The sequence below is a fragment of the Rhodococcus aetherivorans genome, from assembly GCF_011058165.1.
Taxonomy (GTDB): Bacteria; Actinomycetota; Actinomycetes; order Mycobacteriales; family Mycobacteriaceae; genus Rhodococcus; species Rhodococcus aetherivorans.
This window is the reverse complement of record NZ_JAALEG010000049.1, coordinates 30,992-44,201: the sequence shown is the minus strand read 5'-3', so window position 1 is coordinate 44,201 and position 13,210 is coordinate 30,992. Positions and strand designations below refer to the sequence as shown.

The window sequence follows — 13,210 nt, the reverse complement described above, 5'->3', positions numbered from 1 at the left end:
CCACACCCCCACCGGGAAGGCCCCCACAGCGCGGCGGATGCTCGGTGCCTACCTCGACGCCCAGATCGAGGCGATCGGCGCGGGGGACGTGTGGCTGCGCCGCGGTCTGGACCCGATACATCCCACCCGGGTCGGTATCCGGCGGCTGCGCAGCACCCTCCGGGTGTGGCAGGACCTGTTCGAACCCGCGCAACGCACCTGGCTCGATTCCGAATTGTCTTGGTATTCCGGGCTGCTCGGTCATGTTCGGGATCGGCAGGTGCAGCGCGCCCGGCTGGCCGCCGCGCTCGAGACACTGCCGCCGGAAGTGGTGATGGGCCCGGTGGCGTCCCGGCTCGACACCGATCTACTCGCCGACGAGCGCCGCCACCTCGACGAGGTGCTGCGCGCCCTGGACTCCGACCGGTATCGCATGCTGCTCGCCGCGCTGGCACGCTGGCGCACGCAGCCACCGCTGACCGACCATGGGGACGGTGCGCGGGTGATCGAGAAGGCGGTGCGCACCGCCGAACGCACGGCCCTGAGCCGGGTGCGGGCCGCCGCCGCCGGCGAGGACGAGGCGGCGCCGAGTCGGGCCCGCAAGGCCGCCGAGCGGGCCCGCTACGCCGTCGAGTTGGCTGCCCCGCTGCTGGGCCGCACACGCGCGAAGCGCAAGATCGCCCGCTACACGAACATCCAGCAGGTCCTCGGCGAACATCGGGACAGCGCCGTCGCCACCGACCTGCTGCGCGAGTTCGGTGCCCGGGCCGGGACCACACCCGGGGAGAACGGGTTCACCTTCGGGTTGCTGTACGGGCTCGAGCTGCAGGCGGCCGAGCGGGCCCGTCGCCACGCCGCCGACCTGGCCACCTGAGCGGCACCCCCTGGTCCGGTCGAGGCGGCGGCGCGCCTCGTCGAGGCTGCCGGCCTCGGTCACCGTGTGCACCACCGCGCCGATCCCCGGGAGCCGTCACTGCACCACCGCGGCGAGGGTCGGTCGATCCATGATCCGAGCGAGGTCGTGATCGACCTGGCGATGGCGACGACCGCCGCGATGCCGCACAGGACCCGCATGGCGGCGTATGCCGCGATGGGGGTCCGACCCCCGGCGAAGCACAGGGCGGGTGCTCGACGTCGAGCAGGCTGCGACGGTAGCCGGCCATGGGCCGCCAGGTCCCCCGGAGGTGGGCGAATGTCGGGGAACGCAGTACCGGGCGGGGCCGCTCTTCGGGTGACGGTCATCGCGGTGCTCTCGTCTGGTGGGCCGGCTGTCCGCTGTCGGTGACCCGGAACACCGGGTAGCGCGGTGCCACAGCCGCCAACTCTTCCAGGGTGGGTGCACCGGCCAGGCCGAAGTACATGTCCTCCTCCCGGGCGATCCGTCGGTTGCCGGGTTGCCGTCCGCGCCGCAGCAAGTAGGCGCGGAGGAGGCCGGCCCGGTCGGCGACCGGCACCTCGACCAACGTGACAGCCCTGCGTCGGCGGCCGCGGGCCAGCATCGCGCGCCCGCCGGCGGCCCCCACGTTGCGGGCCCACTGGGACTGCCCGGCCAGCGACAGCAGGTACTGCTCGCCGTCGTGGTCCAGCAGCACCAGGTTGGTCCGGCGCACGACACCGGAGCGGCGCCCGGGAACCTCGAGCGTCACGACATATCGCGGGCTGAGCCGCAGCCGGGTCAACGCGTGACCCAGCCACTGCAGCCGGGCGTACACCAGCGGTGGGGGCCGATACCGGCCCGCTCCGCCGTACCGGGGTGCGGCCACAGCGACCCGGAGCGTGCGCAGCCCCCGGCGCAGCCGACCGGCCCGAGGCCGGTCCAGTTTCCGGGCCAGGTGGTGCAGTGCCTCGGCCGCTGCGGTGGCCAGCGGCAGCCCGTGCCCGGGAGCGAGCACCCGCGGCTCCAGCGCCGCCAGGGCAGCGACGGACCGCACCGCCGCCGGCTGGTCCCAGGTGGTGTACCGGGGTGGTCCGGCGAGCCGCCGCCGGCCGGTCAGCGTCCCGAGGACCGAGTTCAGGTCCACGGTCACCGCGGCGTCCCCGGCGATCAGCACGCCGTCGCTGCGTCGCAGGTAGGCCACGTGACCCGGGGTGTGCCCGGGGGTGTGCACCCATTGCCAGTCGGGCAGCGCCGGCACCACGCCGCCCGGCCCCAGCGGACGCACCACGTCGGTGAGGCTGCCCGCCTGTTCGATCCGGGCCCGAGTCCGCCGGGGCAGCAGCCGCATCAGCGGGATCACCACCCACCGGTCCAGCGGCATCGTGTACTCCGGCAGGTACCGGCCCGGGGCCATCGGCAGCTCAGCGGGGTGGACGTACACCGGCACCCCCCAGGTCCGGGCCAGGGCCCCGGCGGCCCCGGAGTGATCCGGGTGGAGGTGGGTCAGCAGAATCGCCGCCGGCTTCGTGCCCGTGCCGAACAGCGACTCCGCCGCCGCGGTGATGGTCTCGGCGCTGCCGGCCCAGGCCGCGTCCACCAACACCCACGTCGACCCCGACGCGATCAGGTAGACGTTGGAGGCGGCGGCGCTCCGGCCGGCCCGGAGCAGGTGGACGCCGGGGGCGATCTGGTGCGGTCGGGCACGGAAGGTCATCGGGTGCCCCTGCTGCGGTGGCCGCTGCCGGGTTGCGCGTGTGCGACGCCGCGCCCGGCCTCGAGCCGGTCGCGGGCCCGGGCCGCCGGCAGCGCCAGGATCACCCCGCCGAAGGCCAGCACCATCAGCCCGTACACCCCGGCAGGACTCGTCGAACCCCACACCGCGTGCATCACCAGAGTGCCCGGGACCAATCCCAGGTAGCCGACCACGCCGGCTCCCAGCGCCCACGGCCACATCCGTGCCAGGGAGCGCCTGGCTGCGCCGAAGTGCTGCGGGGATACGGCCGGCCAGGCTGCGCCCAAGCCCAAGACGATGCCCAGCAGGGGCGGCCCGAACCCGCCGCCCACGGCCAACAGCAGCAACGACAGCCCGAGCAGCAGCGGCCCTGCGTGCCGGCGGTGCACGCCGACGATCGCCCAGGCACCCAGCGCGGTCGCCACCACCACGGTGACGACCCCGGAGACCAGCAGGTCGGGGAGCACGGTCAGGGCGGGCTCGCCGCCGAGGGCCTCGAACGCCGCGTGCTCGGGCCAGGACCGGATCACCCACCCCGGCGGTGGGCCCGAGCCCTGAAGCATCTCCCCGACCCCGTGCTCGATGCCGGCCAGGGCGGCCAGCGCCCCGAACACGGCGACCACGGTCCCGGTGGCGGCACCCGGCCGGACCTGCTGCCGGCTGCCGCCGGACTCGGCGTTCTCTGCGGTGGTCACCCGAATCACCCCGGGGCGGTCACGGGGGCGCCGGTCGACTCGACTACGTATTCCGCGGAACCGGCTTCGGATGCAGTCATCTCTCACCTCGGATCCTCGAAGGTGTGCACGGCGCCCTTCTCCGACCGCGGTTGCGGTGGGTGCACCCACTGTAGGTGCGCATCGCGGCAGATCGGCACGAGATCTCGTGCCGATCTGCCGAAGAAGCCACACGACCCCAGAAACCGCCACTACAGGCGGCGAGCGGGAACGCCGCCCAGCTGCGGGCCGGTCCCGCCTTCCACCGCGGGAGTGCGGTGTGCGCAGGCGCGGTCATGACTGCCGCGGTGGGTGAAAGTCCAGTTCCTGCAGCGTGGTCAGGGAGGTCGACGGCAGGTCGGGGAAGCGAATCGCTCTCATCGAAAGAGCCATTGAGGTTCGACGTCGAGTTCCACACCCTCCTCGCACACGCCGCCCAGAATCCGCTGCGGGTGACGCTGCACGGTGCCCTCCGAGCCTCGAGCGGCGTCAAACCCGCCCGACGCCCGGACCCGGTCCCCGCCGGCCCCGAACTGCCGGATACACCATCGCCGGCCAAGACGAGGTGAACAGTCTTGTCCCCGGCTACCCGATCATCCTCGAGGACCCGTTCCGCGCCGAATCCTGGCGACAGACGAGGCCCCTCGTACCAGCTCCAGCTCTGGGGTGCGGCCAACACACCGACGTCGCCGCCGCGCGGCCAACCGCTCGCTGAGCGTCCGCTGAGAAGGCGGTGCGTCACGCGTATCGGCGAATGGCCAACCGGGGCCGACAACCGGCCGACAGCCGACTTCGGCGTCGCGGCCGACGCCGCCGCGACGCGGACGCGTAGGTCGACGAGTCGGGTTCTGCTGCCGCACAATGGTTCTCGGGGAACATGCGACCCCAGGCGTGGGTGCCCGCCGACAATGCCCACTCCCTCGATGGACAGGCCGCTGGTCGTCCGTTCGATCGCCCCGCCTCCGATCCCACGGGGATATGATCAGGGCATTCGACCAACCCCGGCTATGAGTGAGGCAGCCGATGGCCGAGAGCGATCCGCTGGCGACGCAGCGGGAGACCCCGCCGCGCATCGTGGCCGAACTTGTCGCGGCCGGGTTCGAGGACGTGCACGAGATCGGCCGGGGTGGTTTCGGCGTCGTCTACCGGTGTCGGCAGCCCGCCCTGGACCGCACCGTGGCGATCAAGGTGCTGACCTCGGAACCGGACCCCGACAACCTCGAACGCTTCCTGCGTGAGCAGCGCGCAATGGGGCGGCTGTCCGGCCACCCGAATATCGTCACCGTCCACGAGGTCGGCGCCACCGCATCCGGTCAGCCGTACATCGTGATGGAGTACCACCGCCGCAACTCGCTCGAGGCCCGGATCCGGGAGCAGGGCCCACTGCGGTGGGAGGACGCACTCGGGATTGGCGTCAAGATCGCCGGCGCGTTGGAGACCGCGCACCGCATGGGCATGCTGCACCGGGACGTGAAACCGGCGAACATCCTGCTCACCGACTATGGTGAGCCGCAGCTGACCGACTTCGGAATCGCTCGGGTCGCCGGGGCTTTCGAGACCGCCGCCGGCGCGGTCACGGGATCTCCGGCGTTCACCGCCCCGGAGGTGCTCGCCGGACAATCCCCCTCCCGCTCGGCGGACGTGTACGGGCTCGGCGCGACTTTGTTCTGTGCCATCACCGGGCACGCGGCGTACGAGAGGCGCCGCGGCGAATCCGTGGTCGCGCAGTTCCTACGGATCACCCGCGGGCCGGCACCTGACCTGCACGGCGGCACCGGCATCCCGGATGATGTCGGCGAGATGCTCGAGCGCGCGATGGACCGGGATCCGACCTCACGCACCGGCACCGCCGCCGCATTCGGCGAGCAGTTGCGTGCGGTCGAGGAAGACCACGGGCTGCCGGTGGACGAGCTACCGGTGCCCGATGCCAGCGAGCCCACCGACCTCGGCGCCGCGCACCCCCGCGCCACGACCGGCACCGGCCGCCGGCGGCGGACCGGATCCGGCCGGCTGACCCCACCGGTGCCTGCCACGCGGCTGCGCCCACCGACGGCGACCCGCCCCCTGGTGGTCCGCGAGCGCCTGCTGCGGCTGCTGCGTGTGGGTGGGCGGCGCATCCTGACGGCCATCACCGCCCCGCCGGGCTTCGGCAAGACCACCCTGGCCGCACAATGGTCGCGCGAACTGGCCGACAACGGCGTCCAGGTGGCCTGGCTGTCCGTCGACAGTGACGACAACGGGGCCGTGCGGCTTCTGGCGCATCTGCTCGAATCCCTCCGACAGGTGCGGCCGGCCCTGGCCCAGGATCTCGGCGCGGTCCTCGAGGAGTACGGCGACGACGCCACGCAGTATGTGCTCACCGCGTTGATCAACGAAATCCAGGAGTCCGAGGAGCACGTCGCTCTGATCATCGACGACTGGCACCGAGTCTCCGACTCCGCGACCATCGCTGCGATGGCGTACCTGTTGGACAACGCCGACCCCAATCACCTGCAGATCATCGTGACCAGCCAGGCGCGCACCGGACTGCCGCTGAGCCGCATGCGGCTGCGCGACGAGCTGATCGAGGTGGACGCGGCCACCCTGCGGTTCGACCCTCCGGAGGTACGACGGCTGCTGGTCGAGCTGGCCGGACTCCGCCTGACCGACAACGACGTCGACGCACTGACCCGCGCCACCGGCGGCTGGGTGGCCGCGCTGCAGCTGGTTTCGCTGTCGCTGCGCGACAGCGACGATCCGGCAGAGCTGATCCGCGGAATCACCGGCCGCCACCATGTCATCGGGGAGTACCTCGCCGAGAACGTCCTCGACACCCTCGAACCCCGAATTCTCGAGTTCCTGCTCGCCACCTGCATCTGCGAATACGTCTCTGCAGAGCTGGCAACCGTGCTCACCGGAACGACTCGATGCCAGTCGTTGCTCGAGGAGATCGAGGACCGCGGCCTGTTCCTGCGCCGGATGGACGAGGACCGCACCTGGTTTCGCTACCACCACCTGTTCCGAGAGTTCCTGCAACGCCGAATCGAACGCGAGACCCCCGAACGCGTGACGCAGCTGCACCGCACCGCGGCCCAATGGTTCGCCGAGCACGCGATCATCCGCGACGCGGTGACCCACGCCCAGGCCGCGGGGGATCAGGAGATGGCCGTCGACCTGGTCGAACGGCACGGCGCGAGCCTGCTCGAGCACTCCCAGGTGACGTCCACGCTGGCGCTTCTCGACAAGCTACCCCCGGCGGTGCTGTCCAACCGCCCCCGCTTGCAACTGATGGTGGCATGGACCACGATCCTGTTGAACCGCGTTCGCCCCGCCGAACAGGCCCTCGAGGCCGTCGAATCCCTCCTCACCACCGCGCCTCTCACCGCCGACGAGACCGAGGACCTGCGAGCCGAAGTCGGGGTGGTGCGTGCCGTCGTAGCGGCCCGGTGCGACCGCTTCGACACCATCGACGAGCTGGTCCGCCCCAGCCTGGCCCGGGCCGACTCGCTCTCACCCTGGGTAGTGTCCGCGGCCGCGAACCTCGCCAGCATGGCCGCGATCTACCGGTTCGATTTCGACGCGACGGAGCGGCTTCAGGAGTGGGCCGCGCCATACCACGCCCGCAACCACGGGCCATACGCCCACATGCACAGCTATTGCTGCCTCGGCCTCGCCGCGCACGAACGACTCGACATCGCCACCGCCGAGGAGCGGTTCCGGCAGGGTCTGCGGGTATCCCGCAGCCGGGGCGACGGGCACTCTCTCGCCGCCCGACTCGCGGCGTCACTGCTCGGCGAGCTGCTGTACGAGCAGGACCGCCTCGACGAGGCGGAACGACTCCTCGACGAGGCCTACCTGCTCGGTTACGAGGGCGGTGCCGTGGACTTCAAGGTGGCCCGGTACGCGATCGGCGCCCGGATCAAGGCGGTGCGGGGCGATCGCGCGGCGGCCGCGCAGCGCCTGGATGCGGGCGCTCGGGCCGCGCACACGCTGACGTTACCCAGGCTGCGGGCCCGGATCGAGGAGGAACGCGTACGGTTGCGGCTGCCCCCGACCGCCGGCATTCCCCCGCGCCCCCCGATCGCCTATCCGGAGCGGCGCCGGCCGGTGCACGGGGTCGACGCGATCACCGCCCAACTCGACGAGACCGTCGCCATCTGGGCACTGCTCGACGACGACACACCGGCGTCGACGGAGTTGGCCTGCACCTGGGCGCAGGAATGGGTGGACATGCTCGCAGACGCCGGCCGGCCGCGGGCGCTACTGCAGGCACGGCGGCTGCTGGTCGACACCCTCGCCGCGGCCGACCGCGCCGACGAGGCCAAAGAGTTGCTCGCGACGATCACCGCGCAATGCGCCACGCTCGGCATCGTGCGCTACCTGCTCGACGGCGGGCCGCACCTGGTGGCGCTGCTCTCGGATCTGCGCGCGGACTGGGAGGCCGGGCGGTGGCGAGACGAGTGGCCCGCGGTGCCCGACCGATTCTGGGACGCGGTCACCCCGACAGAACCGTGATGCCCCGCCCATGCGCTCATCGCATCGTCCACAACCTCAGCGGCGCATCCACCCGCATCCCGCGGCCCCACTCCGACCGCGAGAGGGCGCGAACCTGCGGACCAACGCCCGGCCTCGTCGCGCCACCCGCCAGACTGGTCGATGCGTGCGTCAGAACCTGCCGCGCGGGGTGTTCGGTGGACGATCGGGTGCGCGAGAGGATGAAGCGTTCCTGACGCTCTCCGTCACGGTGCGTTGTTCGAGGTAAACCGCCGCAGTGGCCGAATCCGAATTCCGGCGTTCTGCCCGATGCGGTCACCGATGCCGTGGACGCAGCGCACGGCCACATCCGGGCCCTGCTCATCCGTCGTCCTCCACGTGGGCGGGGATCGCTTCGCGGCCACCATGGTGGTCCTGCCGGAAGGGCTGTACTTCGGCCGGCTGGGCACCGACAGCACCGACGACCTCGTCGACACGTATCCGGCCGGCACCCTGGTCCTGCCCACCTGCGCGGCCGCGCCGCGTTCTCGCTTCCGGCGAAGGCCGCCGAGCACGCCGCACGCCAGGCCGGCGGCATCACCGCCGTCGACGCGCTCGAACACCTCCGCGAGACCGTCGGACCCGATTCGGACAGCCCCACGGTCGACGCGCATCTGGCGCAGCGCCGGTACCGGGTGGTGGTGCGCGCAGGGAAGCCGCAGACTCCGTCCACCACGGATGCGGAGCCGGCACACCGGTCGCCTGGAATCGGTGGATTGTCGAGGAACTACACACGATCCCGTCCGAGCCGACTTGTCCACGCCGCTCCCCTCACCGGCGCGGTCCACCTACAGAAAAAACTCTGCGGCTCAATTACATCCGGTTGGTGAACATGGTGGATCTCGTCTACCTCGCCGTGGCAGCGGAAGTGCCGGCAGCAGACCTGCTGCAGCCGCGGCCCAATTGTTGCCGGATGACCGGGGGACTCCGACTTCGCGGGCGGCCGCGGGATTGCTCCAACCGCGGGCGCAACTCACCACCCGATCCTCTATCGGGAGGAGCCGCTACGGGGAGTGCTCGAGTCCCGTCTCGCTCGGTGACCTTCGGACCGCATGGACCCGATAAAGCTCATGCTCGCCGGCGAAGCCTTTCAGCGTGTACCTGCCCGCCGGCTCCGCGGCCACTGCCGCGCTGTCCAGCCGACGCATCGCTGCGACGTCGACAAGCACCTCGAGTGGTTTGGCGATCGAAGCGATGCGGCTCGCCCGGTTGAGCGGTCGACCGATCCAATCACCGGCACTGCGCACGGCAGTGCCCCATGCGATCCCGGCATGCAGCGGCGGAAGACCCTGCCGGTGCGCGGCAGCAAGGAGCTCCAGCACCACCGTGGCCAGACTCGTCGGGTCCGGGGACAGCAGCAGCACCGCGTCCCCGACGGTCTTCACGAACCGCACCGGCGGGGCCACCACATCCGTGGTCAGAGCATCGAGTCGATCGGCCAACTCGCCGAGCTCCGATGGCGACAGTTGCTCCCCGAGACCGGTGAACCCGACCAGATCGGCGAAGCACACCGCGACCTCGTGTGCCCCGGGATCACGGTGATCGACCGTATCGGCGTGGATCTGCTGACGCAGATACTGCCGAAGGCGCGTGGTGACGGCGCGACCGAGCAAGCGGGATTGAAACTCCGCGAACCGTCGCAGCTCGCGGGCATAGCGCAGTGCCATCTCGGGGTGATCGGCGTCGGCATCGAGCTGCCGCTGAATCAAGGACACGGTCGCGCCGGCGAGGGTCGCGGTATTTCTGCCCACAATCCGGGCGAACGCGAACAGGTCGGCGTCCGCGCCGCCGAGAGCGCGGTACTCGGCCAACAGCCGGGCCAGACGCAGGTCGTCCTCGCTGTAGTCCGCCGCCCCCGCGGTCGACACCCCACGGCCCATCGAGCGAAACCACCGCTCCACATCCGACCTGGAGAGGCCGGTCCGCCCCGAGATCTGTTCGATCGTGTAGGTGACCCCGCGGGGAGTCAACGCATCGTCGAACAGCAGATATCCCAGCTGGCCTCGCCGGGTGGCCTCGGTCAGCGCTGCCACGTTTGCGCCATGGTCGGCGAGGTGCAGCAGGACGCGGATGCGGCGTGCTCTGGCTACTCCCCCCAGCCCGTCCAGCAAGCCGGCCGCCGCGAACTCACGAACGCGACGTCGGCGGCGGCACAGCCGGGACGGCGCGGACAGCAGACGCCTCGCCAACGAAAGGAGCACTTCTGGATTGTCCCGGCTCGCGCCGCCTCCTGTCCCAGGAGTCTCGCGTCCATGACGACGACGTCGAAACGACCGGCGTCGGACATGGCCACTGCTGCCGCAAACGTCGCTCGGTACCTCGGGGTGACCCGGATGCCCTTCAGGATCAGCACTCGGTACCGGTGCCTCACATGCAGCACACAGAACCCGGTCGGTCGATCAGGGCGGTCGCCTCGACGTCGACGAGCCGTGCCTGAACGCCGTGGGCGAGCGCACCGAGAATCCGGGGCACCGCACCGCCGGAGGACGCGATCGCTCGCGCTGCCCGGCTCCGGCCGACGGCCGGTGCTCTAATTCCTCCCCGACTCACACGGCCGCAACCCCCGAAAAAGCCTGTCCGGGTCGAGTTCGGCGGCCGGGGGAACGACCACACCGATCGCCCGGGCCTCGGTCACCGCCCGGGCGAGCAACAGGCGGGCCTGCTCGTAGCGGCACCGAAGGTCCTCGGGCAACGCAACATCGCGCAGTGCGACTCCGGCGGGGACCTCGTCGAGCGCCTCTGCGACCAGGGATCGCACGATGAGAATTCCTGTCTGCACACCCTCGACCGCCCAGCGTTGTTGCCAATCCATGCCGACCGCCCTCGACTCGGCTCAGCACCGATTTCACCTGCCGCAATTATCCGCCCCGCAAGTCCCTGTAGTCACGCCTCGAAACTGGGCACCGCCGTCGGCGTCGGTGCACATCGCCCGTAGTTGCTCGAGGGGGACCGCTTCCGCGAGCGATCTACTCCGCTTCGGCAGTGAAGTACCCCGCCAGGCGCGCCTCCGCGAGAGCGCGCCTCAACAGATCCGTTGCCTGCACCTCCAACACCAGGCCGATACAGACGAGATCCACCATGTCGGTGATTCCTTCGCCTCGTTCCAGGCGCAGGATCGTGTGGTGGCTGACGCCGCTCGCCTTGGCGAGAGCGCCGTGAGTCAGGTGCCTGCGGAGTCGCTCCACTCGAAACTCCTCGGCAACCGGTCGCTGTGGTCGATTCCGCGGTCGTCGGGACAGATGACCCGGCCATGACTCGAACCTACGTCACCGAACGTGCAGGCGACAGAAGTGCGGGCGACGAAAGGGGCCCGCCGCCGACCGGCCGAGGATCAGTGCTGAACCCCGTCAGGCCTCGGTGACACTGGGCTTCTGATCCTCGACAACAAAGCTGGCACGGGTGTGGATGGGCGCGCCCGGGCGCCGGACATAGGGAACGACGCGGAAGTCGTTTCGCCACACCTGATGATCCAGGTCGACGCGCACGTATCCACGCTGCGCGTTGAAGAACTTCATGTCGGGGTTGGCGGCCAGCAGGCGGCGCCCGGTGTCGTTCATGTCGGCGCCGTCGCCAGCTGAGGTGATCGACGTTCCCGAGAATTCCGCCGCAACGACCGGTGATTCCGGATCGGCGTAGTCCCGGCGCAAGTCGGCGACGATGTTCTGGTGACGGTCCCCGGTGATCACCACCAGATTGCGGACGCCGCGATCCGCCGCAGCGCCGAGGACGGTGTTGCGATCGGCGACGTACCCGTCCCAGGAATCGGACGACACGACCGTCTCCGGCCCGGGATCGTTGTCGGTCTGGCCCATCGCCACCTGATTGCCGATGATCTGCCAACGGACCGCCGAGTCGATGAATCCATCGATCAGCCAGTCCCGTTGCGGTGCACCCAATATCGTGCGGTCGGTGTCGAGCCGGTCGGCGCAGTTCGCGGTGACGTCCTCCCCGCAGGCCTGCCGGTCCCGATATTGCCGTGTATCGAGCATGGTGATCTGCGCGAGATCACCGAAGCGATAGCGACGGTGCAGGCGCATCCCCGGCCCGGAGGGCCGCTGCGCGAGTCGCAGCGGCTGATGCTCGTACAGCGCCTGGAAGGCAGCGGCTCGGCGCCGACGGAACAGCGCGGAGATGCGATAGATGTCGATGCCCAGCCCCGGCGCATCGGCGGCCCAGTTGTTGTCGACCTCGTGATCGTCCATGGTCACAATCCAGGGAAAAGCTGCATGCGCGTCCCGCAGCGGCTGCTCCGCTTTGTACTGTGCGTAGCGCAACCGGTAGCCGGGCAGATCGACGGCTTCGTCACGGTCCACTCCCATCGACATTCCCTCACGGCCGCGCCTCCACCCGCGTTCGTAGATGTAGTCGCCCAGATGGACGACCAAATCGAGGTCCTCATCGCTCATGTGCTCGTATGCGGTGTAGAACCCCGAACTCCACGATTGACAGGAGGCGAACGCAAACCGCATCCGCGAGGTGGATTGTCCCGGAGCAGGGGCCGTGCGGGTCCGGCCCACCGGAGAGATCGCCGAGCCGGCACGAAACCGGTAGAAGTACCAGCGAGAGGGCTCCAAGCCGTGGATCTCCGGGTGCACGCTGTGGGCGAGTTCGCGCGTCGCGACAGCCGTACCGCGCGTCACCACCTGCCGGAAGCTCTCATCGTGCGCGACTTCGTATTCGACGGTCACCGGATCCCACCCCATGCCGCCGCGCCCGCCGGGGGCAAGCGGGTCCGGTGCCAGACGGGTCCACAGGACGACACCGTCCGGTGTCGGATCTCCCGATGCCACACCGAGTACGAACGGGTCATCTCCTCGCCACCGCGGCGCCGGCAAGCGCGCGCTGCTCACCCCCGACGTACCCACCAGCACCGCAGCCGCTCCGGCCATACCGACTCGCAACACCTGCCGACGGGAGAGGGACATACACCACGGTATATCCCGGCTGCGGTCAGCGAGCCGGACGACGGGGTGCATCACTATCGAGACTGCTCCAGGCCCGCTTCGGCCGTGCCGCCCTGGCAGCCCGAACCTCACCCGCCTGCCCCCGCACCGGCGCAGTACACGTCGCTCGTCGCCCCCGGCCCCGATTGGCTGGCCGAGCGGCTGTGCGACCGACGGATCGTCCGGCTGACGGGTCGTCTCGACCACGCTCGCGCTGCTCGACACCTCCGGCGACGACCCGGTGCAGCTGTGGCCGCACGACGTCGAGGCCGACCGGCAGCAGTTGCGGGCACTGCAGCAACACCTCGCGGACGTCTGCCGGAGCCCCGTGGAAGAGATCGCCGAGAACATGCGCGCACACCGGATCCTGACCGCCGAGCAGGCCCGTGACTACGGCCTGATCGACGCGGTCGGCGGGAACCGGACGCCGCCGCGCCGCGACCGCCGGGTGACG

The 13,210-nt window shown here is 70.6% G+C and carries 9 protein-coding genes and 1 pseudogene; 3 read left to right on the top strand and 7 right to left on the bottom strand.

Annotated elements, in window-relative coordinates:
- The coding region (locus tag G6039_RS18605; protein WP_164528096.1) for a CHAD domain-containing protein at positions 1-853 on the top strand (853 nt) is incomplete at its 5' end.
- Positions 854-1,217: 364 nt separating this feature from the next.
- Here G6039_RS18605 and G6039_RS18600 read toward each other — a convergent pair.
- A complete protein-coding gene (locus tag G6039_RS18600; RefSeq protein WP_043799595.1) occupies positions 1,218-2,570 on the bottom strand; it encodes a nitroreductase/quinone reductase family protein in 1,353 nt (450 codons plus the stop codon).
- A complete protein-coding gene (locus G6039_RS18595; RefSeq protein WP_006936541.1) occupies positions 2,567-3,283 on the bottom strand; it encodes a hypothetical protein in 717 nt (238 codons plus the stop codon). Before G6039_RS18595 ends, G6039_RS18600 begins: the two co-directional genes overlap by 4 nt.
- A 1,041-nt stretch (positions 3,284-4,324) precedes the next feature.
- Between G6039_RS18595 and G6039_RS18590 the strand changes: the two genes are divergently transcribed.
- Complete coding sequence (locus G6039_RS18590) at positions 4,325-7,795, top strand: serine/threonine-protein kinase (protein ID WP_043799592.1); 3,471 nt, start codon at positions 4,325-4,327, stop codon at positions 7,793-7,795.
- A gap of 224 nt (positions 7,796-8,019) precedes the next feature.
- Here the strand turns inward: G6039_RS18590 and G6039_RS18585 are convergent, their stop codons facing one another.
- The 5 genes from G6039_RS18585 to G6039_RS18565 all read right to left on the bottom strand — a co-directional run bounded on the left by G6039_RS18585 (position 8,020) and on the right by G6039_RS18565 (position 12,738).
- Complete coding sequence (locus G6039_RS18585; protein WP_152103848.1) at positions 8,020-8,376, bottom strand: hypothetical protein; 357 nt, start codon at positions 8,374-8,376, stop codon at positions 8,020-8,022.
- A gap of 441 nt (positions 8,377-8,817) precedes the next feature.
- Complete coding sequence (locus tag G6039_RS18580; RefSeq protein WP_043799585.1) at positions 8,818-10,014, bottom strand: adenylate/guanylate cyclase domain-containing protein; 1,197 nt, start codon at positions 10,012-10,014, stop codon at positions 8,818-8,820.
- A 329-nt stretch (positions 10,015-10,343) separates the two neighbouring features.
- A complete protein-coding gene (locus G6039_RS18575) occupies positions 10,344-10,625 on the bottom strand; it encodes a P-loop NTPase family protein (RefSeq protein ID WP_043799581.1) in 282 nt (93 codons plus the stop codon).
- A gap of 154 nt (positions 10,626-10,779) precedes the next feature.
- Positions 10,780-10,998 carry a helix-turn-helix domain-containing protein gene (locus G6039_RS18570; RefSeq protein ID WP_043799578.1) on the bottom strand — a complete coding sequence of 73 codons (219 nt, stop codon included), beginning with the start codon at positions 10,996-10,998 and terminating at the stop codon, positions 10,780-10,782.
- 162 nt (positions 10,999-11,160) lie between these two features.
- A complete protein-coding gene (locus G6039_RS18565) occupies positions 11,161-12,738 on the bottom strand; it encodes an alkaline phosphatase D family protein (protein WP_043799574.1) in 1,578 nt (525 codons plus the stop codon).
- A gap of 259 nt (positions 12,739-12,997) precedes the next feature.
- Between G6039_RS18565 and G6039_RS31300 the strand changes: the two are divergent.
- Positions 12,998-13,114: pseudogene (locus G6039_RS31300) on the top strand (hypothetical protein); the annotation flags it as partial.
- Positions 13,115-13,210 lie beyond the last annotated feature (96 nt).

What these genes read in the sequence shown, in the direction of transcription:
- G6039_RS18600 (WP_043799595.1), bottom strand. Translation starts at nt 2,570, where the DNA reads ATGACCTTCCGTGCCCGACCGCACCAGATCGCCCCCGGCGTCCACCTG.
- G6039_RS18590 (WP_043799592.1), top strand. Translation starts at nt 4,325, where the DNA reads ATGGCCGAGAGCGATCCGCTGGCGACGCAGCGGGAGACCCCGCCGCGC.
- G6039_RS18575 (WP_043799581.1), bottom strand. Translation starts at nt 10,625, where the DNA reads ATGGATTGGCAACAACGCTGGGCGGTCGAGGGTGTGCAGACAGGAATT.
- G6039_RS18565 (WP_043799574.1), bottom strand. Translation starts at nt 12,738, where the DNA reads ATGTCCCTCTCCCGTCGGCAGGTGTTGCGAGTCGGTATGGCCGGAGCG.